Annotated in this window: 19 protein-coding genes; 10 read left to right on the top strand and 9 right to left on the bottom strand. The window is 69.5% G+C overall.

Annotated features, from left to right (window positions below; translation table 11 throughout):
- The first annotated feature begins 9 nt into the window (after positions 1-9).
- From SD455_RS01495 to SD455_RS01485, 3 genes are all read left to right on the top strand, one after another.
- Positions 10-924 (top strand): hypothetical protein, encoded by a 915-nt coding sequence (locus tag SD455_RS01495; protein WP_070159651.1) that lies wholly within the window; start codon positions 10-12, stop codon positions 922-924.
- Positions 925-1,230: 306 nt separating this feature from the next.
- Positions 1,231-1,434 carry a hypothetical protein gene (locus SD455_RS01490; RefSeq protein ID WP_070159649.1) on the top strand — a complete coding sequence of 68 codons (204 nt, stop codon included), beginning with the start codon at positions 1,231-1,233 and terminating at the stop codon, positions 1,432-1,434.
- A gap of 547 nt (positions 1,435-1,981) precedes the next feature.
- Positions 1,982-2,314: a hypothetical protein gene (locus tag SD455_RS01485; protein WP_311025865.1), complete on the top strand. Its 333-nt coding sequence runs from the start codon at positions 1,982-1,984 to the stop codon at positions 2,312-2,314.
- Between the two features lie 179 nt (positions 2,315-2,493).
- Here SD455_RS01485 and SD455_RS01480 read toward each other — a convergent pair whose 3' ends face one another.
- Positions 2,494-3,990, bottom strand: a complete 1,497-nt coding sequence (locus SD455_RS01480) for a catalase (protein WP_445507040.1) — start codon at positions 3,988-3,990, stop codon at positions 2,494-2,496.
- A 91-nt stretch (positions 3,991-4,081) separates the two neighbouring features.
- Complete coding sequence (locus tag SD455_RS01475; protein WP_445507039.1) at positions 4,082-4,546, bottom strand: Fur family transcriptional regulator; 465 nt, start codon at positions 4,544-4,546, stop codon at positions 4,082-4,084.
- A gap of 228 nt (positions 4,547-4,774) precedes the next feature.
- Between SD455_RS01475 and SD455_RS01470 the strand changes: the two genes are divergently transcribed.
- Both SD455_RS01470 and SD455_RS01465 read left to right on the top strand, forming a co-directional pair.
- Positions 4,775-6,886, top strand: a complete 2,112-nt coding sequence (locus SD455_RS01470; protein WP_445507038.1) for a PhoX family protein — start codon at positions 4,775-4,777, stop codon at positions 6,884-6,886.
- Positions 6,887-6,955: 69 nt separating this feature from the next.
- On the top strand, positions 6,956-7,984 hold the full coding sequence (locus tag SD455_RS01465; RefSeq protein WP_445507037.1) for a LacI family DNA-binding transcriptional regulator: 1,029 nt from the start codon (positions 6,956-6,958) through the stop codon (positions 7,982-7,984).
- Here SD455_RS01465 and SD455_RS01460 read toward each other — a convergent pair.
- The 4 genes from SD455_RS01460 to SD455_RS01445 are packed head-to-tail and all read right to left on the bottom strand — an operon-like array spanning position 7,947 to position 12,676.
- Complete coding sequence (locus tag SD455_RS01460; protein WP_445507036.1) at positions 7,947-9,383, bottom strand: glycoside hydrolase family 32 protein; 1,437 nt, start codon at positions 9,381-9,383, stop codon at positions 7,947-7,949. The genes SD455_RS01465 and SD455_RS01460 overlap by 38 nt on opposite strands.
- Positions 9,380-10,246, bottom strand: a complete 867-nt coding sequence (locus SD455_RS01455) for a carbohydrate ABC transporter permease (RefSeq protein WP_311025870.1) — start codon at positions 10,244-10,246, stop codon at positions 9,380-9,382. Before SD455_RS01455 ends, SD455_RS01460 begins: the two co-directional genes overlap by 4 nt.
- Positions 10,247-10,304: 58 nt before the next feature.
- Positions 10,305-11,267, bottom strand: coding sequence for a carbohydrate ABC transporter permease (locus tag SD455_RS01450; RefSeq protein WP_070158764.1), 963 nt, complete (start codon positions 11,265-11,267; stop codon positions 10,305-10,307).
- A complete protein-coding gene (locus tag SD455_RS01445) occupies positions 11,264-12,676 on the bottom strand; it encodes an extracellular solute-binding protein (protein WP_445507035.1) in 1,413 nt (470 codons plus the stop codon). The genes SD455_RS01450 and SD455_RS01445 overlap by 4 nt, the downstream gene beginning before the upstream one ends.
- Before the next feature lie 286 nt (positions 12,677-12,962).
- Here SD455_RS01445 and glyA point away from each other — a divergent pair, with 286 nt between their 5' ends.
- Positions 12,963-14,264 carry a serine hydroxymethyltransferase gene (gene glyA, locus SD455_RS01440; RefSeq protein WP_070162518.1) on the top strand — a complete coding sequence of 434 codons (1,302 nt, stop codon included), beginning with the start codon at positions 12,963-12,965 and terminating at the stop codon, positions 14,262-14,264.
- Positions 14,264-15,163: a bifunctional methylenetetrahydrofolate dehydrogenase/methenyltetrahydrofolate cyclohydrolase gene (locus SD455_RS01435; protein WP_311025873.1), complete on the top strand. Its 900-nt coding sequence runs from the start codon at positions 14,264-14,266 to the stop codon at positions 15,161-15,163. The genes glyA and SD455_RS01435 overlap by 1 nt, the downstream gene beginning before the upstream one ends.
- Positions 15,164-15,297: 134 nt before the next feature.
- On the opposite strand, the gene SD455_RS01430 is transcribed toward SD455_RS01435, so the two are convergent.
- Complete coding sequence (locus SD455_RS01430; protein ID WP_445507034.1) at positions 15,298-15,942, bottom strand: GntR family transcriptional regulator; 645 nt, start codon at positions 15,940-15,942, stop codon at positions 15,298-15,300.
- A 196-nt stretch (positions 15,943-16,138) separates the two neighbouring features.
- Here SD455_RS01430 and SD455_RS01425 point away from each other — a divergent pair, with 196 nt between their 5' ends.
- On the top strand, positions 16,139-17,155 hold the full coding sequence (locus tag SD455_RS01425; protein ID WP_445507033.1) for a 1-aminocyclopropane-1-carboxylate deaminase: 1,017 nt from the start codon (positions 16,139-16,141) through the stop codon (positions 17,153-17,155).
- A gap of 40 nt (positions 17,156-17,195) precedes the next feature.
- Here the strand turns inward: SD455_RS01425 and SD455_RS01420 are convergent, their stop codons facing one another.
- Both SD455_RS01420 and SD455_RS01415 read right to left on the bottom strand, forming a co-directional pair.
- On the bottom strand, positions 17,196-18,980 hold the full coding sequence (locus tag SD455_RS01420) for an ABC transporter permease (RefSeq protein ID WP_237089928.1): 1,785 nt from the start codon (positions 18,978-18,980) through the stop codon (positions 17,196-17,198).
- Positions 18,973-19,995, bottom strand: a complete 1,023-nt coding sequence (locus tag SD455_RS01415) for an ABC transporter ATP-binding protein (protein WP_445507032.1) — start codon at positions 19,993-19,995, stop codon at positions 18,973-18,975. The genes SD455_RS01420 and SD455_RS01415 overlap by 8 nt, the downstream gene beginning before the upstream one ends.
- A gap of 168 nt (positions 19,996-20,163) precedes the next feature.
- Between SD455_RS01415 and SD455_RS01410 the strand changes: the two genes are divergently transcribed.
- A complete protein-coding gene (locus SD455_RS01410) occupies positions 20,164-20,928 on the top strand; it encodes an ABC transporter ATP-binding protein (protein WP_083277796.1) in 765 nt (254 codons plus the stop codon).
- Complete coding sequence (locus SD455_RS01405) at positions 20,925-22,235, top strand: ABC transporter permease (protein WP_311025876.1); 1,311 nt, start codon at positions 20,925-20,927, stop codon at positions 22,233-22,235. The genes SD455_RS01410 and SD455_RS01405 overlap by 4 nt, the downstream gene beginning before the upstream one ends.
- Positions 22,236-22,269: the final 34 nt, after the last annotated feature.

Here is a 22,269-nt window from a genome sequence, read left to right as displayed (position 1 = left end):
AGGCACGACGTGACTGAGGAGATGGAGACCGCTGCGGTCCCGACCACGGTGAGGACGCTGGGGATCGTGGGGATCGCCCTGCTGGCCCTCACCGGCTGTGGGGCCGGCGAGGCCGAGGAGGACGCCGGCGAGCAGGACGCCGGTCAGGAGGATGTGGATCCGGACGGCGCCGAGGACCAGGGCGACGAGCCGGACGAGATCGCCGAGGACGGGGCCGACGAGGAGCCCGAGGACGAGACGGAGGCTGAGGCGGGAGACGCTCCGGCCATCGAGGAGATCGAAGCCGACCTGTGGCGTGCCATGGAGGAGGCCGAGTCCGTGGTGCTCGACGCCGAGGTGCCCGCCGGCGCCGAGGAGGTCGAGGCCGACATCGACGCCGAAGAGGGTGCGGACACCATCGTCCAGCACTACTCGGGGCAGATGGACGGCTCGGCGCTGACCCTGCGGGAGGAGGCAGGCGGCGCCTCGGCCGAGTACATCTCCTTCGACGACGGCACCTATCTGCGCGGCGAGGACGAGCTGGCCGCCGTGGCGCGACAGTTCCCGGGTGAGATCGACGAGGACGAGCTGGCCGGTGAGTTCGAGGGCAAGTGGGTGGACTACTCGCAGATCTTCCCCGAGGGCTTCACGGTGGACGAGTGGATGGCCGACTTCCGCGGCAGCCTCGAGGAGGCCGGAGGATTCGGCGAGCTCGAGGCGGAGGCGGACACCCGCGACGGCGAGGACGTGTGGATCTACACCGATGACCGCCGGGAGATCGTGGTCCGGGCCGGGGATGACCCGGTGCTGCTGTCGGTCTACGCGGACAATGACGGCGACGTCTTCGACGTCCGGTTCAGCGACTGGGACGAGGCTGCCGAGCCGGAGCGACCCGCTGACGAGGACATCCTGACCGTCGACGATATGGAGGACATCCTCAGCTGATCGGTGCGTCGACCCGGCGCCCCGGTTCAGCGGAGCTGTTGCTCGAGTGAACCGACCGCCGAGTGGACGTTCAGGTTCCGTCCAGATTCAGCGTGATCCGGGCGACAACCTGGACGATTCATGGGAGCGTCCTCATAGATTCGCGAGAAAGCTTTTGCAGAGCTTTCTTTCAGGGAAGTTCTATGGTGAGAATGGTCACGAGTCATCTGGTCGAAGGCAGGCGACTGCCGCAGAACGGTCAGATCAGGTGACCAGCGGAAAGCCCGCGATGCATCGAGAATGCACCTGGACGGAGGTACTGATCCTATGGTTACCACCGACGACAACAAGCTTCGCTCCCTGGCTGCCGCCATCGGAGTCGGATCCCTGGCACTGTTCGGCGTCACAGCCTGTGACACCAACGGGGACACCGGCGAAGAGGACCCGGCGGTCGAAGAGGAAGAGGGTATGGAGGAGGACCCGGCCGAGGACCCGGCTGAGGACCCGGCCGAGGAGGAAGAGGAGGGCTGATCCCTTCTCCGACGTCCGGTTGAGGTCGTCTCCTGCAGGGCACGGTCCCGGCGGGAGAGCTTCTCCAGTACGACGATGGTCGGTGCGGCTCGGCCCATGGTGGACCGAGCCCACCGATCCAGTGCGGCCCCGGCGGTGCATACCGCCGGGGCCGTTCTGTGTCCGGAGGGCGTGCCCGTGGTCACCCCGGCGCGTCGCTGCGCACGTCCAGCGCACACCCCGGGGCTCTCCAGGGCCTTTTCGGCGGGCCTCCTGAGGGTGGTCTTCGGGCGGCTCCCTACCCCGTATCGGCCTGTACCCAGGGTCTGACCAGGGAGGATTGCCAAGGTGGGCACTTCCTCGATGCTCCGTAAGAGGTTCCCGAGAGTTTCCCGATCTGCCCGTGCTGAGCTTTTCCGAGCCCCTCTCCGTGTGGTGATGATGGGGACAAGCCATCCGGACGGCGTCGCGGTCAGCGGCCGAGGCGCCAGGCTCGGAAGGCCTGGAAGACAGACGCGGAGAGTCCGCGGAGCATCACACACGATGCATGACCACGGAGGTGCACACCATGGCTGCAACCGACGCGAACAAGCTTCGTTCCCTGGCCGCCGCCGTCGGCGTCGGCTCGCTGGCGCTTTTCGGCGTGACCGCATGCGACACCGAGGGCGAGGCCCCGGAGGACGCACCGGTCGAGGAGGAGGGCGCTCCCGAGGAGGGTGCTCCCGAGGAGGACCCGGCTGACGAGGGCCTCCCGGAGGAGGACCCGGCTGAGGAGGACCCCGCCGAGGGTGACGCCGGCCTCGAGGAGGACGGTGCCGCTGAGGACGACGCCGCCGACGAGGAGCTTGAGGGCGGCCTGGAGGACGAGGGTGCTGAGGAGGAGGACGGCCTGGACGGCTGACCCTCTCCGACGCGTCCAGGGCGTCGCAGGCACTGTGACGCTCCGTCCGCACAGACAAGGAGGCCCCCGCACCGGCGAGCTGCCGGGCGGGGGCCTCCTTCTGTGTCCACCTGCGTCCATCCGCCGCTGAGACGCCAGGTCTCAGCGACGTCAGGACTCAGCCGAGGACGGCCGCCGGATCAGTTGGTGGTGACGGCGTCCTGGAGCGGCTGAGCGGCACCGGACACGGTGTCCTGGATGCGCTGGCCGATCTCGGCGTCGACGTTCTTCCAGTACTGGAAGGCGTTGGACAGGACCGGCTCGCGCACACCGTCGAGGGCGCCGGAGACGGTCTCCACCAGGCGGTCCCGGGCGGCGTCGTCGAAGACCTCACGCACCAGGATGCCCGGCTGGGTGAAGTCGTCGTCCTGCTCGCGCAGGGTGTAGGCGGAGCGGACCAGCTCGCCGTCGGCCTCCCAGCCGTTGTCCACCGGGCCCTGCTCGTCGGACCAGGTCGAGCCCTCCACCGTGTTCGGGGCGTAGACCGGCCGGTCGCCGCTGTGGTCGTACCACATGTTGCCCTCGAAGTTGTAGGTGTGGACCTCGTTCTTCGGGCGGTTGACCGGCAGCTGCTGGAAGTTGGTGCCGATGCGGTAGCGGTGGGCGTCCGCGTAGGCGAAGTTGCGGCCCAGCAGCATCTTGTCCGGAGAGTTGCCGGTGCCCGGCACCATGTTGGCCGGCGAGAACGCGGCCTGCTCGATCTCCGCGAAGAAGTTCTTCGGGTTGCGGTTCAGGGTCAGCGTGCCGACCTTGATGCGCGGGTAGTCCGCCTGCGGCCAGGTCTTGGTCAGGTCGAACGGGTTGATCTTGTAGGTCTTGGCGTCCTCGTACGGCATGATCTGGACGTACAGCGTCCAGGTGGGGTGCTCGCCGCGGGCGATGGCGTCGAAGAGGTCACGGCGGTGGAAGTCGGCGTCGGCGCCGGCCAGCTTCTCGGCCTCGTCGTTGGTCATCGTGTCGAAGCCGGCGTCATTGATGAAGTGGTACTTCACCCAGAAGCGCTCGCCGTCGGCGTTGTTCCACTGGTAGGTGTGGGAGCCGTAGCCGTTCATGCGGCGCCAGGTGGCGGGCAGGCCGCGGTCGCCCATCAGGTAGGTGACCTGGTGGGCGGACTCGGGGTTCTGGGTCCAGAAGTCCCACTGCATGTGGGCGTCACGCAGCCCGGAGTCTGGAAGGCGCTTCTGGGAGCGGATGAAGTGGGGGAACTTCATGGGGTCGCGGACGAAGAACACCGGGGTGTTGTTCCCGACGATGTCCAGGTTCCCCTCCTCCGTGTAGAACTTCAGCGCGAAGCCGCGCACGTCGCGCCAGGTGTCCGGGGAGCCGAGCTCGCCGGCCACCGTCGAGAAGCGCAGCAGGGTCTCCGTGGTGCGGCCCGGCTGGAAGACGTCGGCCTTGGTGTACTTCGAGACGTCCTCGGTGACCTCGAAGGTGCCGAAGGCACCGGCGCCCTTGGCGTGCGGACGACGCTCGGGGACGTTCATCCGGTTGAAGTGCGCCAGGGTCTCGACCAGGTGGTGGTCATGCAGCAGCAGGGGACCGTCTGCGCCGACGCTGAGCGAGTGGCGGTCGCTCACCGCGGGGATGCCGGCCTGGGTCGTCGACCCGGTGGCGTTCGGGGTGTTGCCAGTGGTCATCACTGTTCCCTTTCTCTCTTCCTTGGGTGTTTCTCGGGTGAGGCAGGTCTGGTCGGCCGCGCGCCGTGGGCCACGACGGCGGACAGCAGGCTCAGCGGGCGGTTGAGCTCTCGGCGGGGGAGGCGGGCGCGCTCTGACGGGCGGCGCACTCGTCGCAGATGCCGCGGAACACGACGTCGGCGACCTCCACGGTCATGCCGAGACCGGGAGGCGGCTGCAGGCATGGGGCCTCACCGGGGACGCATTCGACGTCCTCGATCCGCCCGCACACCGTGCAGATGGCGTGGTGGTGATTGTCATGGGTGCGCGTCTCGTAGCAGGCGGGCGAGCCCGGCGGATCGAAGCGGCGCAGCAGGTCGTGGGCGGTGAGGTCGTGCAGCACGGTGTACACCGACTGCACGGTGATCTCCGGGAGATGCTCGGTGACCTTGGCGTGGATGGCCTCCGCCGGGCGGTGCGGCTCATCGGCGACGGCGTCGAGCACGGCCAGGCGCTGGCGGGTGACGCGCAGTCCGCGGTCGCGCAGCTGGGAGGGCCAGTCGGTCGTCAGGGTCACGAACACCAGTCTGCCCTAGATCTGAGTGATTCACAATTACTGGGGAGCCGTAAGTTCGGCAGGGTTGGCGCCGTTCACCCTCCAAAGGCTGTCGAGTCGACCGCAGGGCTACTTCTTCGCAGGTCAGGTGGATTTCAACTGGCGTTCACGCCTCGTCTGCGTCACCTCTTCCCGCCCCTGGCATCGTGAGGGCGTTCTGCCCCGTCGTCAGTGAGAGGATCCATCACGATGCCCGTCCGAGAGCTGCTCCCCATGCTCGGTCATGTCCGCGGCAAGCGCAGCGCCGTCACCTGCGCGCTGAAGTGCGCCAACGCCTGCGCTGGAGAGGTCTGCAACACCTCCGGCAATGAGACCTTCCGGGAGGTCGCCTCGGCGGCCCTGACCCGACGCCAGCTGCTCGGCGCCTCCGCCGCGGGCGCGCTGGCCATCGCGGTGGGGGCGGCCGCCGGGCCGCAGGCGGTACCGGCGTCCGCGAGCACAGGATCCCGGCTGACGTTCCGTCCGATCAGCCCCGTCCACCGCGACGTCGACGGGCTGATCGTGCCGGAGGGCTACACCTGGGAGCCCGTCATCCGCTGGGGCGACAAGGTCTTCGCCGACGCCCCGGAGTTCGACGCTGGACACCAGACCGCCGAGGCGCAGGCGAAGCAGTTCGGGTACAACAACGACTACCTCGAGATCGTGGAGGTCCCCGGATCGAAGGGGCGTCGGGCGGTGCTGTTCGCCAACCACGAGTACACCAACGAAGACATCATGTTCCCCGAGGGCACCGACGAGGCCACCCGCCGGTCCGTGGGCATGGCCGCCCACGGGCTGACCGTCGTCGAGGTGACGCGGAAGAATCGGAACCACGCCTGGCAGGTCGACGTCGACGGCGTGCGCAACCGCCGCTTCCTGCTGGACACCGAGTTCGAGCTCACCGGTCCGGCCGCCGGCTCGGAGCTGCTGGTCACCGCCGACGACCCCGAGGGCCGGAGGGTCCGCGGCACGCTGAACAACTGCGCCGGCGGTCTCACCCCCTGGGGCACGTTCCTCTCCGGGGAGGAGAACTTCCACGGGTACTTCGTCTCCGAGGGGACCTCCGAGGCGGACCGTCGGTATGGCATCGACGCCGAGCCCACGGTCCGCGGCTGGGAGCAGGACGAGCCCCGATTCGACACCCGGAACCCGGGGTATGAGAACGAGAAGAACCGTTTCGGCTGGATCGTGGAGGTCGACCCCTGGGACCCGGAGTCCACCCCCGTGAAGCACACCAGCCTGGGCCGGTTCAAGCATGAAGGCGCCACCGTCATCCTCTCGGAGTCCGGCCATGCGGTGGCCTACGCCGGTGATGACGAGCGCTTCGACTACCTGTACAAGTTCGTCTCGCGCGGGACCTACGTCGAGGGGGACCGGGCGCACAACAAGACCCTGCTGACGGAAGGCGATCTGTACGTCGCGAAGTTCACCGGGAACTCCCCGGCGGCCGAGATCGACGGGACTGGGGCGCTGCCCTCCGACGGCGCCTTCGACGGCACCGGTGAGTGGCTCCCGCTGCTGGTGGACGGCGAGCCTCAGGTGCCGGGCTTCACCGCCGAGGAGGTGCTGGTCCATACGCGGCTGGCCGCCGACGCCGCGGGGGCCACGGCGATGGACCGCCCCGAGGATGTGGAGCCCAACCCGCACACCGGCAAGGTCTACATGGCCTGCACCAACAACTCTCAGCGCGGGCCGGACGGCGCCGCCGGCGCCGACGAGGCGAACCCGCGGACGGCGAATCGCGACGGGCACGTCGTGGAGATCACCGAACGCGGCGGTCAGACCTCCACGGTGTTCGACTGGACGCTGCTGCTGGTCTGCGGAGACCCCTCCCGGGATGACTCCACCTACTTCAGCGGGTTCCCGGCGGACCAGGTCTCTCCGATCTCCTGTCCGGACAACGTCGCCTTCGACTCCCAGGGGAACCTATGGATCTCCACCGACGGCGCCCCCAGCGGGATCGGTCTCTGCGACGGGCTGTTCAAGGTCCACCTGGATGGGGAGGCCCGCGGCAAGGTGGAGCAGTTCCTGTCCGTGCCCGCCGACGCCGAGACCTGCGGGCCGGTGATCCACGATGACCAGCGCAGCGTCTTCGTGGCCGTCCAGCACCCCGGCGAGGACGGCGTCTGGGGCGACCAGCGGTCGGCGTTCCCGGACTATGTGGGCGAGGACGGGCCGGGGCTGGCCGCCGTGCCGCGCCCCGCCGTGGTGCAGGTGCTCCCCGGCAGGCCGAAGAAGGGAACGTCCGACGCCCGACAGCGCCGGCTCATCGGCGACGTCCACGCCGGGGAGGAGCTGAAGCACGGCCTCGCCACGGGCTGAGGCGCCGGGAGGGATGCGTCGGACCCCGCCGCTAGACTGGTCGCGGAGTCCGACGGATGAGGAGACGACGTGCAGCGACAGGTGCGCCGACAGGTCACCGCGGCGGACGTCGCCGCCCGGGCCGGGGCGTCACGCAGCGCCGTGTCGCTGGTGCTCAACGGGCGTGCCGACGGCAACGTCGCGCCAGCGCTCCAGGAGCGCATCCGAGCCGCCGTCGAGGAGCTCGGCTACATCCCGCAGAGCGTCGGGCAGTCGCTGCGCAGCCGCAGCACCCGGACCATCGGCGTCATCACCGATGAGATCGTGACCTCGCCCTTCGCCGGCGGCATCATCAGCGGGGCCGACGCCGTCGCGCGGGAGTCCGGCTACATGGTCATGGTGGCCGACACGGAGGGCGAGGAGGCGCGCATCGGGCGGATGTGCGAGGTCTTCTTCGCCCGCAACGTCGACGCGCTCATGCTCGCCACCGGAGGGCTGGTGACGGTGGACCCTGCGGAGACGTTCTTCTCCGCGCCCGCCGTGCTGGCCAACTGTCTGGATCCCTCACGACGTGCTCCCGCGGTGATTGCCGACGAGGCCGACGGATCGGTGCAGGCGGTGCGCCATCTGCTGGAGCTCGGTCACCGGGACATCGCCCTGCTGTGCGGCACCGAGGAGTCACCGGCCACCCCCCTGCGCAGGGACGGTTTCCTGCAGGCCGCCGGGGAGGTGGCCACGCAGGTGGTCCCCTGCGGCTGGGAGATCGCCGAGGGCTACCGTGCTGCCTCCGCGTTTCTCGACGGCGCCGCGCCGCCCACCGCCGTGCTGGCCTCGAACGACCGCACGGCGGTGGGAGTCCTGCTGGCTGCCGCGCATCGCGGCGTGGACGTCCCCGGTGACCTCTCGGTGGTCGGGGTGGACGACCAGGCACATGTGGCCGCTCAGGTGGTCCCTGCGCTGACCACGGTGGCGCTGCCCCACCAGGACATCGGGCGACGGGCCATGGAGATCCTGCTGGCCGGGATCTCCAGGGCGGACACGCAGGCGCCTCACGAGCCGGAGCTGCTGCCGACTCAACTGATCAGGCGGGACTCCACGGGCGCAGCGCCCACCAGGTGACGGCGGCACCCTGGGGGATCAGCTGCCACTGCTGCCCCGGCGCGGGTTCCGCCCGCACCGTGCGCGCCGGCCCGTCCTCCCGGTAGACCTCGATGATCGACCGGTCGATCACGATCCGGGAGGCGGGCCCGCTGTAGACCGTCTCGGCCGTCTCCGATCCCGTGTCCGATCCCGTCTCCGACCCCGTCAGCGGACTCGTGGGCATCCGCAGCGTCACGACTGCCGGGCTCCCCGTCGAGCCGTGGGGCTCGACGACGACGTCACAGGCGTCCGGGAGGACGACGACGTCGTCGTCGGCACGGTGCGCCGGGCCCTCGCGCCATCCCTCGCATTCCGGGGCGGGCCGGCTGACCAGTGCGCCGTCCTGCAGCGTGAGCTCCCGCGGCCAGGTGAGCAGTCCCGACCACCCGGCCGCGTCGCTGAGCTCCTGAGCACGGCGCTCGCGGGCCCACCCGATCATCAGCGCCCGGTCGGGCTCGGCGAGCACCTGCGGCGCGTAGAAGCTGGGGCCGTCGTCGACCGCCGAGGTGCCGACGATGCGCGGAGTGGGGACCGTCGTGGGGGCTCCATGCGGCGCGGCGTCTGCAGGGGCGGCGTCCTCGATCTCGAGCAGCAGAGCCTGGGTGTCGCCGAGCTCGTGGCCGCCGTCGGGCCTGCGGTGCCACCGGGACACGACCAACGCCCAGGTCTCGGTGTCCGTCAGCCGCACCAGCTGCGGGCACTCCCAGATGTCGGCGTCGACGGCGGCGGGAGCCTGACCGGAGCTCAGCCAGACGCCGTGATACGTCCACCGGTCCAGATCCTCGGCGTCATAGAGCAGGACGGCGGCCTGTCCGTCCGCCAGTCCTGCGCCCTGCAGCGCCCACCGGCGTCCCGCGATGCGCACCAGGAACGGATCCCGCACCCCGATGACCCGATCGTCCTCGGGCATGCCGGCGGCCACGTGACGCTCGGCCGACCACTCACGCAGGTCCGCGGAGCCTCGGGCCAGGGTCACCTCCGAGGCGTTCTCGATGCCCTGGACCCCGCTGTAGACGGCCACGGGGGCGCCGTCGTCGTCGAAGCCCATGACGCCGGACCAGCACCCGTCGCGGTCCGGACCGTCGGTCGAGGGGACGAGTGCCACGGGTTCCTCGGTCCAGTCCACGAGGTCCGGGGAGGAGAGGTGGCCCCAGTGGATCCGGTCGTGTCGGGCGGAGTGCGGATTGTGCTGGAAGAACACGTGCCAGACGCCGTCCACCCGGCACAGGCCGTTGGGGTCGTTGAGCCACCCCCTCGCGGGCCGGGGGTGAGCCACGGGGAAGGCGGGGTCCGGGTGGGAGGCGGTGGGGCTGGGCATGGAGTCCTTTCCGTGGGTGGCCACGAGCGGGTCGGTGGTGAGAGGGGCGGCAACGGTCATTTGCCGGCTCCGGCGGTGAGGCCTTCGCGCAGATAGCGCTGCCCGAAGAGGAACACGATGAGCGCCGGAATCATGGAGAGCACCACACCGGCCAGCACCACTGAGATGCTCCCGGTCCCGAGGTGCCCCTGCAGGGAGACCAGGCCCAGGGGCAGCGTGAAGTTCTCCTCCGAGTTGACCAGCACCAGCGGTCGGAAGAACTCGTTCCAGTGGTAGTTGAAGGCCAGGATGCCCACGATCGCCATGCCGGGAGCGGAGAGCGGCAGGTACACGGAGAAGAACACTCGCCACGGCCCGGCGCCGTCCAGGGAGGCGGCTTCGGCGTAGTCGCCGGGGAGGTTGAGGAAGTACTGCCGCATCAGAAACGTCCCGAAGGCCGTCGGGACCGCCGGGATGATGAGCGCCAGCAGGGTGTCGGCCAGCCCCATGCCCCGGATGAGCATGAACACCGGGACGATCGTGACCTGCACGGGGATCATCATGGTGGCCAGCACCAGGGCGAAGAGGAGCCCGGAGCCCCGGAACCGCATGCGGGCGAAGACGTAGCCGGCCATCGCGGCGGTGAGCATCTGCCCGCCGGCGATCAGCGCGGTGACCAGCGCGGAGTTCAGCACCAGCCGGGTGACGTCGATCTGGGTGAAGACCTCGCGGTACGCCGAGACGTCGAAGCCGAGGGGGATGAAGTGCGGCGGCAGGTCGAAGGACTCCGCCGGCGCTCGCAGGGAGGTGGACAGCGTCCACATCACCGGGCCGAGCACGGCCACGGCGGCGACGATCATGAACAGCAGGGCGGCGGCCCGCGAGGGAGAGGGCAGGCGCAGGCGCCGGCGGGGTCTGTCGGTGACAGGCTGGAGGGTGGTCATGGGTTCAGAGCTCCTTCGTCCACGGCGCGACGGCACGGAGGCGGCGGCGTCGGACGGTTCACTGGTAGAAGACGAATCGGCGGGAGAGGCGGAACTGCGCCCAGGTGATGAGCATGATGATGAGCATCAGCACCAGTCCGGCGGCCGAGGCCAGCCCGAACTCCAGGCGCTGGAAGGCGGCCTCGAAGACCACCATGACGGCGGAGCGGGTGGAGTCGCCGGGCCCTCCGCGGGTGAGCACGTAGGGCTGGTCGAAGACCTGCAGGGCCATGATCATCGCGGTGACGGAGGCGACCAGCAGCGAGGGGGAGACCAGCGGGAAGGTGACGTTCCTGAAGGCTCCCCAGCCGCGGGCGCCGTCGAGCTCGGCGGCCTCGTAGAGCTCCTTCGGGATGGAGGCGATCCCGCCCAGCAGGATGAGGAAGGAGAATCCGAAGTTCTGCCAGACGAAGACGAAGATGACGACGGCGGCGGCACCGGTCGGCGTCGTCAGCCAGGGGACGTTCGGGATGCCGACCAGGCCCAGCAGCCAGTTCACGACGCCGAACTGCTCGTTGAACAGGTAGCTCATGAAGATGGAGACCCCTGCGGCCGAGAGGACCAGCGGGAAGAAGAACGTGGAGCGGAAGAACAGCCGCAGCCACTCGGGCATCCGGGACTGGACCATCACGGCCAGGAACATCGCGAGGCTGAGCTGCAGCGTCACGGCGACGATCACGAACACGATGGTGTTCAGGAAGGCCGTGCGCACCGTGGGGTCGGCGCCGAGGGTGAGGAAGTTGTCCACGCCGGCGAATTCGGGGGCTGAGAGCAGGTCCCAGCGGAAGAACGCCAGGGCCAGGGAGCCGGCGATCGGCAGCAGGGTGAAGATCCCCATGCCGACCACGGTGGGGGCCAGCAGAAGTAGGATCACCCAGCGTTCGGAGCGGGAGCGGCGACGGGGAGCGGGGGAGGGCTTCGCCGACGACGCCGCGGCGTCGGCGGGTCCGGCCGGCGGTGTGACAGGTGCGGTGGTGGTCATGTGGTCTTCTCCATGGCGACGGTGAGTTCACGGTCGAGGCGGTCCAGGGCCGTCTCCAGCTGGGCGGGACCTCCGCTCATGCCGAGGGCGACGTTGCGGGCCAGGGCGTTCTCCACCTCCGCCTGCTGGGGCGGGGCGGGAATGGGCCCGGAGGAGGGGAACTCGTCGAGGGTGTCGTAGAAGACCTTCCAACTGCGGGGCCCGGTCTCGCGGTAGAAGGCCTCGTTCACCATCGAGCGGCGGGTCGGGGTGGTCGTGGGCTCTGGCATCGCCAGCTCCATGGACTCCTTGCGCGTGGTGAACTCCAGCCAGCGCCAGGCCTGGTCCTTGCGCTCGGAGGTGCGCATGATCGAGTAGCCGGCGGTGCCGAACTGGTGGCGCTGGCTCCGCCACCGAGGGAAGTACTGGACGTCGAAGTCTTCCTCCGACATCCCGTTCTCATGCAGCCCCTGGGCCCAGTAGCCGCCGGCCGGGGTGGCGCCGATGCGGTCTGCGGCGAACAGGCCGATCAGCGATGTCCCGCCGCCCTCCTCCGGGCGGATGCTCAGCCCCTCGGAGACCCAGCCCTGCAGCCGCTCGAAGGTCTCCACGACGCGGGGGTCGCCGACGTTGGAGGACGTCCACCGGTAGCCGCCCTGGCGGCCTGCCGTCTGCTCCGGGGTGTAGAACCGGTCCCAGAGCCAGTCGCCCCCGTCGAACCGCTCCTCGGTGAGGATGCTGGTGTCGTTGGCGTAGAGCCAGGGGACGATTCCGCCGAAGAGCCGGTTGGTCCAGAAATAGGGGACGAACCCGCCGTCTGCGGTGTCCCGCATGGTGCGCAGCATGTGCTCGAACTCGTCGATGTCCCAGCCCGGGGAGGGCATGTCCAGCCCCGCCCGTTCCAGGGTCGGCAGGTTGAGGTACATGTTGGCCGCGTTGAAGTCCAGCGGCAGCACGTAGAGGCTGCCGTGGTACATGAAGGCTTCGATGAGGGATGGGTGGACGTCGCTGAAGTAGTCGGTCAGCCGTGTCTGGTCCTGGGTGATCCAGTCGTCCAGCGGTTCGGCGAGCCGCTCGGCGAAGAGCTGCGCGCCCTCGGTGGCGACGTAGACGACGTCGGGTGCGGTGCCCGCGGCCACCATGGTCAGGATCTTGGTGAAGAAGTCGCCCCAGTCCACGGCCTGGATCGCCTCGATTCGGACCGGAATGTCCGGGTGCTCGGCGGTGAACTCGTCCGCCAGGGCCTGGCGGGCGGCGGCGTCCGCGGCGGTGCCCTGGACGGCGACGCGCAGGACGTCCTCGCCGCGGCCCGGGATGTCCTGGCCGGAGAGCCGGGGCCACGCGGCGACCGTGCCGCCCAGGGCGGCGAGCCCGCCGACGCCGAGCAGCGTGCGCCGGGTGATGGTCCGTGACTGTAATGAGATGTGCATCCTGCCTCCTAACACGTGTGAGGAAATGTACTGTGAGTCAGAGCACACGTCAAGCCGCGCAGGTCAGCGCTGCGAGATGCGGGCCGGAGTCGTGATGCGGCAGATCGACGCGGAGAGATTCCGCAGGAGTGTGGGACGAGGAGGCGTCGCGGCGATAGACTGTCTCGGGACTGCGGCCGGGAGCCGGAGCTCCGTCTCCCACGGCATGTCTCTGCGACGTGCCAAGCGCCCCTCCACGAGGCCGGGCCGCGGTCGTCCCTGAACGCACAGCGAGGAGACCGCGTCGATGACCACTGCCGAGTCCACCGTGAACATCAACACTGCGCCACTGTCCGAGGTCGACCCCGAGATCGCCCAGGCGATCTCCGACGAGCTGGGGCGCCAGCGGGGGACTCTCGAGATGATCGCCTCCGAGAACTTCGTGCCGCGAGCGGTGCTCGAGGCGCAGGGGTCGGTGCTGACCAACAAGTACGCCGAGGGGTACCCGGGTCGGCGCTACTACGGCGGCTGCGAGTTCGTCGACGTCGCGGAGAACCTCGCGATCGAGCGCGCCAAGGCGCTCTTCGGCGCGGACCACGCCAACGTCCAGCCCCACGCCGGCGCGCAGGCCAACGTCGCCGTGATGACGGCCTTCCTCAAGCCCGGGGACAAGCTCATGGGCCTCTCGCTGGCCCACGGCGGACACCTGACCCATGGCATGAAGCTGAACTACTCGGGCAAGTTCCACGAGGTCGCCGCCTATGAGGTGGACCCGGAGACCGGTCTGATCGACATGGAGAAGGTTCGGGAGCAGGCGCTCGCCGAGCGTCCGGACATGATCGTGGCCGGCTGGTCCGCCTACCCGCGGCAGCTCGACTTCGCCGCGTTCCGTGAGATCGCCGACGAGGTCGGCGCCATCCTCTGGGTGGACATGGCCCACTTCGCCGGCCTGGTGGCCGCCGGCCTGCACCCGAACCCGGTGCCTCACGCCGACGTCGTCACCACCACGGTGCATAAGACGCTGGCGGGCCCTCGCTCCGGCATGATCCTCTGCAAGGAGGAGCACAAGAAGAAGATCAACTCCGCGGTGTTCCCCGGCCAGCAGGGCGGCCCGCTCATGCACGCCATCGCCGCGAAGGCCATCGCGTTCAAGATCGCGGCCTCCGAGGACTTCGCGGCGCGCCAGCGGCGCACGGTCGCCGGCGCACAGATCCTCGCCGAGCGCCTGGTGGCCGACGACGTCACCGCCCACGGGGTCAACGTGCTCACCGGGGGCACCGACGTCCACCTGGTGCTGGTGGACCTGCGGAACTCGGAGATGGACGGCAAGCAGGCCGAGGACCTGCTCCACGAGGTCGGCATCACCGTCAACCGCAATGCTGTGCCGAACGACCCGCGCCCGCCGATGGTGACTTCCGGGCTGCGCATCGGCACCCCGGCGCTGGCCTCCCGCGGCTTCGGCGACGTGGAGTTCGCCGAGGTGGCGGACATCATCGCGGAAGTGCTCAAGCAGGGGGCCGCCGGCCAGCCCGACCTTGAGCCGCTCAAGGCCCGGGTCGCCGCGCTGGCCGCCGACTTCCCGCTCTACGAGGGCCTCGAGGAGTGGTGATGGCTCAGCAGGACACGACGACGGCACGTCGCCTCGACGGCAAGGCGGCCTCCGCACAGATCCGCGCGGAGCTGACCGAACGGGTGGCGGCGCTCAAGGAGCAGGGCGTCACTCCGGGCATCGCCACCGTGCTGGTGGGCGCGGACCCGGCGTCGCAGCTCTACGTGGGGATGAAGCACAAGCAGTCCCAGGCCATCGGGATGAACTCGATCCAGCGGGAGCTGCCGGAGGACGCCACACAGGAGCAGGTCGAGGCGCTGATCGACGAGCTCAACGCGGATCCGGCCTGCCACGGCTACATCATCCAGCTGCCGCTGCCGAAGCATCTCGACACCGACCGGGTGCTGGAACGCATCGACCCGGCCAAGGACGCCGACGGGCTGCACCCGGTCAACCTGGGTCGTCTGGTGCTCAACGTCAACGAGCCGATCCACACTCCGCTGCCCTGTACTCCGCGCGGAGTCATCGAGCTGCTGCTGCGCCATGACTATGACCTCGCCGGCAAGCACGTGGTCGTCGTCGGCCGCGGCGTGACCATCGGCCGCTCCATCGGGCTGCTGCTGACGCGTCGGGAGCTCAACGCTACGGTGACCCTCACCCACACCGGCACGGTGGACATGTCTCACCACCTGCGGCAGGCTGACGTCATCGTGGCCGCCGCCGGAGTGAAGCACCTGGTGCGTCCGGAGGACGTCAAGCCCGGCGCCGCGGTGCTCGACGTCGGCGTCACCCGGGAGCCGGACCCTGACGGAGGCAAGGCGAAGGTCTACGGGGACGTCCACCCCGACGTCGCCGACGTCGCCGGCTGGCTCTCCCCGAACCCCGGGGGAGTGGGCCCCATGACGGTGGCGCTGCTGATGACCAATGTGGTGGAGGCCGCCGAGCTGCAGGCGGGCTGAGGCGGCCGTTCCTCCCCCATCGAGTGGCCACGAATCCCGGCTTCTCCCCACGCGACACGGCGTGTCCTCGGGGAGATCGCGGGATTCGTGGCCACTCGCGTGTCACCCGTCGGCAGTGTCACCGGCCGGCAGTGTCAGGTTGCTCGTAGGCCCGCCCAGTTGAGGCGGGTCAGCCGGGCCGCCTCCTCGGCGTCGCCGGCGCGCAGCGCTGTCAGGATCTGCTCATGCTGGGCGGGGGAGTCGGCGCCGGTGAGGCTGCCGAAGTGGAGGTGCTCGGTGCGTCGCAGCAGGGCGACCACCTGGTCCAGGGCGTCATCCAGGACCGGGTTCTCCGCCCGCTGCAGCGCCACGGCGTGGAACGCCTCGTCCGCGGCGACGGCGGCGGGCGCGTCCCGGTCCTCCAGCGCCCGGGCCAGTCTGCCGTTGGCCGCGGCCATCTGCTCCAGATCCTCGGGTGTGATCCGGGGTGCGGCGCTGCGGACGGCCAGCTCGTGGAGTGCTGCGGCGACGTCACGGGCATGGGCCACACGCTCCGGATCCTCCTCGGCCACGGTGGTGCGGCGACCCGGCTGGGCGTCGACGAGCCCCTCTCGCTCCAGGCGCAGCAGGGCTTCCCGGATCGGAGTGCGGGAGACTCCCAGCCAGTCCTCCAGGTCGGCATCGCGCAGCAGCTCACCGGGGGAGAGATCCCCGGTGACGATCGCCTGACGGATGGTGCGGTGGACCTCGTCGCGCAGCAGGGTGCGGCGGTGGACGCCGCGAGCCGCGGGGACGGGCATGGTCGGCTCCTCAACAGGTGGGGCGGCGTCGGGGGCCGCGGGCGGGCAGGGTCGTCTCGGGCAGGAACGTCTCGAGCAGAATCGCGACTCGAGCAGGGCCTTGACATCATCGCATCCACCGCGTGGAATGCTGAGTGCAATATATCGCATATCGTCGGGACGGCCGGTGCCGCCCTGGCCCATCCCGAGGAGCCCCATGGCCATCACCGACTTTCCCCGCTACGAGCTGACCTTCGGCCCCAGCCCCGTCCATCGGCTGGATCGGCTCACGGCTCATCTGGGCGGGGCACAGATCTGGGCGAAGCGGGAGGACGTGAACTCAGGCCTGGCCTTCGGCGGCAACAAGACGCGGAAGCTGGAGTACATCGTCCCGGACATCCTGGCCTCCGGTGCGGACACGCTCGTCTCGATCGGTGGCTACCAGTCCAACCACACCCGTCAGGTGGCCGCCGTCGCCGCGCGGCTCGGCCTGAAGGCGCGTCTGGTCCAGGAGCGCTGGGTGGACTGGGACGACCCCGTCAACGACAGGGTCGGCAACATCCTGCTCTCCCGCCTCATGGGCGCCGACGTCCGTCTGGACGACGCCGGCTTCGACATCGGCATCCGCTCCAGTTGGGAGGAGGCCATCGCGGAGGTCGAGGCCTTGGGTGGCACGCCCTACCCCATCCCGGCCGGCGCCTCGGAGCACCCGCTCGGTGGCCTGGGCTTCGCGAACTGGGCCTATGAGGTCGCCGCCCAGGAGCGCGAGCTCGGCGTCTTCTTCGACACGATCGTGGTCTGCACGGTCACCGGATCCACCCATGCCGGGATGATCGCCGGATTCGCGGCCCTCGAAGAGGCCGGCGGTCGCCCCCGGCGGGTGATCGGCATCGACGCCTCCGCCACGCTGGAGAAGACCCGCGCCCAGGTCGAGCGGATCGCCCGGCACACCGCCGAGCTGATCGGGCTGGGTCGGGAGCTGCGCGCCGAGGAGATCACCGTGCTGCCCGGCTGGGCGGGTGAGGAGTACGGCATCCCGGTGGAGTCCACCGTCGAGGCGATCCGCACCACCGCCCAGCTGGAGGGTGTCATCCTCGACCCGGTCTACGAGGGCAAGTCCATGGCAGGGCTGATGGACCTGGTCCGCGAATCCGAGATCCCCGCCGACTCGACGGTGCTCTATGCGCACCTCGGCGGGCAGCCGGCGCTCAACGCCTACAGCCAGGTCTTCTGAACGGCGCCCCGGCTGGGCAGCTGTCCAGGGCCGCAGCCGCTCAGCGCAGGAACAGCCGACGCATCCGCAGCGTCGCCACGGTCATCCCGACGGCGACCATCACCAGGTAGTAGCCGATGTGCACCAGGGTGAGCCCGCTGAAGGAGAAGGCGGCGATGTCCCGCATCAGCTCCACCGCGTGCCACAGCGGCAGCGCCTGGATCATCCACTGGACACCGGCCGGGTAGACGTCGATGGGGAACAGCGTGGCCGAGAACAGGAACATCGGCATCATGACCATCATCATCCAGTCCATCTGCTGGAACCGGCTCATGAAGGAGGTCACCGCCATGCCCACCGACGCGAAGCCCAGGGCGATGAACAGGGCCGTGACCAGCATGATCACGGCGGCCAGCGGACTCACCAGGCCTGCGGCCACCAGCACCGTGAGGAAGCCGAGCGCGTAGATCCCGCCGCGGAACAGCGCCAGCAGGATCTCCCCGACGGCGACGTCCAACGGGCCCAGCGAGGTTGCCATCATCGACTGGTAGAGCTTGGTGATCTTCAGCTTGAAGAACACGTTCCAGGTGGAGTCGAAGACCGCGCCGTTCATCGCGGAGACCGCCAGCAGAGCGGGCGCGATGAACGCCGCGTAGCTCATCTCGCCGCCGTCGGCGGCCTGCACTCCGGAGATCATGGGGCTGATGCCCAGGCCGAAGGAGGTCAGGAACAGCACGGGCTCCAGGAATCCGGAGAGGAAGATGACCCCGCGGTTGTTCCGGATGGCCGACATCCCCCGGGAGAACACCGCCCGGATGTTGCCCGAGTAGTAGTTGCCGACCGGTCCGGTGCGGACCTTCACCGGTGGGGTGCCCGGTGCGGGCGGCCCGGCCGCCAGGTCCTTGGCCTCCAGTCGGGCCTCCCGCTTCAGTCGAGACTTCTCGCCAGGGGTGCGGCCCCGCCATTCGCTCAGCCCGAGACGTCGGATGTAGATCCTCCGCACCCACAGCCAGGCCGCGCCGGCCAGGACCAGCAGGTAGCCCAGATGCACCGCGGCCATCCCCAGGGTCATCGGCTGCCCGAAGGCCAGCAGGCGCCCGAGCTCATTGGCATGCCAGATGGGGGAGACCCAACCGATGAGCTGCAGCGGTCCGGGCAGGTTGGTCAACGGGTAGAACGTGCCGGAGAACAGGAACAGCGGCATGATGATGAACCGCTGGATCAGCGCCGCGTGGCCCTTCTCATCCCGCAGGGAGGCGATGTAGGCCATGATAGGCAGCCCCAGGGCCAGCGACCCCAGGGCTGCGGTGAACACCTGCAGCCAGGCCCAGGGGCTCGTGGTGGCCCCGAAGGCGACCAGCACGGCGGTGAACACCACGCCGTGGACGCCGAACCGTGCGCAGACGGCCAGAATGTGCCCTGAGGCGATCTGGGTGGGCGTCAGCGGGGAGGCCTGCGCACCGTAGTAGATGCGCCGCCACTTGAACTTCTCCATGACCGGAAAGGTGAACTCGATGCCCGCTGACATCGCCATGGTGGAGGCCAGGATCGCCGGACCGATGTACATCAGGTAGGACTCGGCGCCGTAGGCGGTCAGGTCCGCGCGGTCGCCCACCAGCACACCGAGGCCCAGGCCCATGGCCAGGATGTACAGGATCGGCTGGGCGATGGAGCTGGTCAGGATCACCACCGCATAGGCGCGCATGCCGCGCAGCGTGTGCTCCGCCTGGTACAGGATCCCGCGGGACCGCACCCGGGAGGCCAGCGCCGCCTTGTCCGCGGCCGGCGACGACGGCGCGGCGCCGGGTCCCGAGGAGGTGACGTCGGAGGGCCGCGTCTCAGTCAATGAGGCTCCTCCCGGTCAGCCGCAGGAACACGTCCTCCAACGAGGACCGGCGCACCAGGGAGGTCACCGGACGGTGACCGGCGGCGTGGACCTGCTCCAGGGCCTCCTCGGCCCGCTCGGCGTAGACCAGCAGGCGGTCCGGCAGCACCTCGATGCGGTCGAAGCCGGCGTCGCCGGGCGTCAGGACGCCGGTGAGCTCCTCTGCCTGCTCGGCGTTGCGGTCCATGCCGAAGCGCAGTTCCAGGACCTCCCGGGTGGAGTGCTCCCGGATCAGCCCCGAGGGGCTGCCCTCGGCCATGATCCGGCCGTGATCCACCACGATGAGCCGGTCGCAGAGCTGCTCGGCCTCATCCATGTGGTGGGTGGTCAGCACCAGGGTGGTGCCGGTCTCCTTGAGCCTGAAGAGGCGGTCCCACAGCACATGGCGGGCCTGCGGGTCCAGCCCGGTGGTGGGCTCGTCCAGCAGCAGCACGTCAGGCTCGTTGACCAGGGCGCGGGCGATCGTCAGACGCCGCTTCATGCCTCCGGAGAGGTCCTCCACCCTGGCCTTGGCCTTCTGGGTCAGCTGCGCGAACTCCAGCAGCTCCTCGGCCTTGCCCAGCAGCCAGCGGCGCGGCAGGCCGAAGTAGCGGCCGTACATGATGATGTTCTCCCGGACCGTGAGCTCCTCGTCCAGGTTGTCCTGCTGGGGGATCACGCCCAGCCGGGCGCGGACCTCCGGGCCCTGCTTCTCGGGGTCCAGGCCGGCCACGGACAGCTCGCCGGCGGTGCGGGAGGCGACGGCGGCGATCATCCGCATCGTGGTGGACTTTCCGGCACCGTTGGGCCCCAGCAGACCGAAGGACTCGCCGCGGGCCACGCTGAAGTCGATTCCGTCGACGGCGGTGAATTCGCCGTAGCGCTTCGTCAGGCCGACGGCGGTGATGGCGTCGGAGGGGGCGGCTCCGCCGTCGGGGCGGGAGCTGACGGCGTCGGCGGCCGCGGGCGCACGGGTGGCACGGGCAGAATCGGGCATGTGGCGCAGTTTACGCGGGCAACCACCGCCTGACCAGGGCTCCGCCGGGTTCTCCGCTGTCAGCGGCGGCGGGTGAATCATCCTCACGGTCGATGTGCCCGGCGCCCTCATCCTGAAGAATGATCACCGTTCCATCACCCGCTTCCATCCCATGGAGAGGACATCATCATGTCCACCCCTGTCCTCGAGACGGAGAACCTGGTCAAGGTGTACGGCCGAGGGGCCGCACGCTTCGACGCGCTGAAGGGGCTGACCTTCGAGATCCACGACGGCGAGTCCGTGGCGATCGTCGGCAAGTCCGGCTCCGGCAAATCCACCCTCATGCATCTGCTGGCCCTGCTGGACGAGCCGACCGCCGGCGTCGTCGCCCTGGAGGGCAGGCCGGTCTCGCAGCTGGACCCGAAGAAGGTCTCCCGCCTGCGCAACGAGACCTTCGGCTTCGTGTTCCAGCAGTTCTTCCTCAACGCGAACCAGTCTGTGCTGGACAATGTGACCCTGCCGCTGAAGATCGGCGGGTGGGGCCGGTCCCAGCGCAACGAGCGCGGCATGGAGGTCCTGGAGCAGCTGGAGATCGCCGACAAGGCGAAGAACCGCGCCACGGACCTCTCCGGCGGGCAGAAGCAGCGCGTCTGCATCGCCCGCGCCCTGGTGAACCGGCCTTCGGTGATCTTCGCCGACGAGCCCACCGGCAACTTGGACACCGCCACCTCCGAGGTGGTGGAGGACATCCTGTTCGGCCTGCACCGTGATCAGGGGATCACGCTGGTGGTCGTCACCCACGACGAGGATCTGGCCGGCCGGTGCGAACGCCGCCTGCATATGCAGGACGGGCTCATCGTGGCCGAGGAGCACGGCGTCATCACGCCCGGGCAGCTGGACACGACGTTCGACCCGGCCCAGCTGGGCCTCGAGGATGAGGAGGACCGGGCATGAGGGCTCTCGACGTCACCCGGACCGCACTGGGGAACACCATGCGGTCCAAGCTCCGCACGTTCCTGACCGTGATCGCCATCGTCATCGGCGCGTTCACGCTGGCGGTGACCACAGGGCTGGCCGCCGGTGTGAACCAGACCATCGAGGACATGGTCGACGGCTACGGAGACCAGGACCAGATCTATGTGATGCAGGCCAGCGCCATGGGCCAGGGAGAGGACACCGGTCCGGGCCCTCAGGAGTACGACCCGGACACCGCCGGCCAGCAGAGCGAGTTCGGTCAGGCGATGCTCACCGAGGAGGACATCGAGACGATCGAGGGGATCGACGGGATCACGAACGTGGACCCGATCTTCTTCGTCTCGCCGGACTACCTCGAGGCCCCTGACGGCGGGCAGTACCTGCTCAGCGAGCTGGGGCTTCCTGCCGACGCCTCGGGCATGGAGCTCGTGGCCGGCGAGACCCCGGCCCGGGACTCCATGGAGATCACGGTCCCGGAGACCTGGCTGGCCATCTTCGACGACGGGGCCGACGACTACGAGGACGTCGACCCGGAGTCGGTCCTGGGCGAGACGGTGGAGCTGGGCATCTCGGACATGGTCCGCGAGTCGCACACCGTCGAGGCCGAGGTGGTCGGCGTCTCGGTGCAGAACCTGGCCGGCATCGGCGGGTCACCCATGCCCTCGCACGCTCTGAACGATGAGCTCTACGAGATCCAGAGCTCCGGGCTGGACGTGGAGCAGGACGACGCCTTCGTCCAGGCCGCCGCCGACGTCGAGGACATGGAGGCCTTTGAGGACTCCATCAAGGAGGCCCTGCAGGAGGAGGGCCTGGTCGGTCTCACGGTCGAGGACTTCATGGGCATCATCCAGACCGTCATCGACGCCATCGCGTGGGTCCTCTACGGCTTCGCGGTGATCGCCCTCATCGCGGCCTCCTTCGGCATCGTGAACACTCTGCTGATGTCGGTGCAGGAGCGGACCCGGGAGATCGGGCTGATGAAGGCGCTGGGCATGTCCGGCGGCCGGATCTTCGGGCTGTTCTCCATGGAGGCCGTGATGATCGGTCTGCTCGGATCGCTCATCGGCGTCGGCGGCGGTGTGCTCACCGGTGTGGTGGCCAATGCCCTGCTCACCGGCAGCGGCGGGCCGCTCGGCGACGTCGGCGGACTCATCCTCTATGCGGTGAGCCCCGTGGCGATCCTCAGCATCACCGGGCTGGTGGTGGGCATCGCCTTCCTGGCAGGAACCCTGCCGGCGGCGCGTGCGGCGAAGAAGGACCCGATCGAGGCCCTACGCTACGAGTAGGCGCCCAGGTAGTGTGAAGGACATCATCGTGAGA

The sequence above is a fragment of the Nesterenkonia sp. K-15-9-6 genome (assembly GCF_052656005.1).
The sequence above is the reverse complement of the archived record's forward strand: the minus strand, read 5'-3'. Positions and strand labels throughout refer to the sequence as shown.

What these genes read in the sequence shown, in the direction of transcription:
- SD455_RS01470 (WP_445507038.1), top strand. Translation starts at nt 4,775, where the DNA reads ATGCCCGTCCGAGAGCTGCTCCCCATGCTCGGTCATGTCCGCGGCAAG.
- SD455_RS01485 (WP_311025865.1), top strand. Translation starts at nt 1,982, where the DNA reads ATGGCTGCAACCGACGCGAACAAGCTTCGTTCCCTGGCCGCCGCCGTC.
- SD455_RS01490 (WP_070159649.1), top strand. Translation starts at nt 1,231, where the DNA reads ATGGTTACCACCGACGACAACAAGCTTCGCTCCCTGGCTGCCGCCATC.
- SD455_RS01480 (WP_445507040.1), bottom strand. Translation starts at nt 3,990, where the DNA reads ATGACCACTGGCAACACCCCGAACGCCACCGGGTCGACGACCCAGGCC.
- SD455_RS01435 (WP_311025873.1), top strand. Translation starts at nt 14,264, where the DNA reads ATGGCTCAGCAGGACACGACGACGGCACGTCGCCTCGACGGCAAGGCG.
- SD455_RS01430 (WP_445507034.1), bottom strand. Translation starts at nt 15,942, where the DNA reads ATGCCCGTCCCCGCGGCTCGCGGCGTCCACCGCCGCACCCTGCTGCGC.
- SD455_RS01455 (WP_311025870.1), bottom strand. Translation starts at nt 10,246, where the DNA reads ATGACCACCCTCCAGCCTGTCACCGACAGACCCCGCCGGCGCCTGCGC.
- SD455_RS01410 (WP_083277796.1), top strand. Translation starts at nt 20,164, where the DNA reads ATGTCCACCCCTGTCCTCGAGACGGAGAACCTGGTCAAGGTGTACGGC.
- SD455_RS01415 (WP_445507032.1), bottom strand. Translation starts at nt 19,995, where the DNA reads ATGCCCGATTCTGCCCGTGCCACCCGTGCGCCCGCGGCCGCCGACGCC.
- glyA (WP_070162518.1), top strand. Translation starts at nt 12,963, where the DNA reads ATGACCACTGCCGAGTCCACCGTGAACATCAACACTGCGCCACTGTCC.
- SD455_RS01450 (WP_070158764.1), bottom strand. Translation starts at nt 11,267, where the DNA reads ATGACCACCACCGCACCTGTCACACCGCCGGCCGGACCCGCCGACGCC.
- SD455_RS01405 (WP_311025876.1), top strand. Translation starts at nt 20,925, where the DNA reads ATGAGGGCTCTCGACGTCACCCGGACCGCACTGGGGAACACCATGCGG.
- SD455_RS01425 (WP_445507033.1), top strand. Translation starts at nt 16,139, where the DNA reads ATGGCCATCACCGACTTTCCCCGCTACGAGCTGACCTTCGGCCCCAGC.
- SD455_RS01460 (WP_445507036.1), bottom strand. Translation starts at nt 9,383, where the DNA reads ATGACCGTTGCCGCCCCTCTCACCACCGACCCGCTCGTGGCCACCCAC.
- SD455_RS01445 (WP_445507035.1), bottom strand. Translation starts at nt 12,676, where the DNA reads ATGCACATCTCATTACAGTCACGGACCATCACCCGGCGCACGCTGCTC.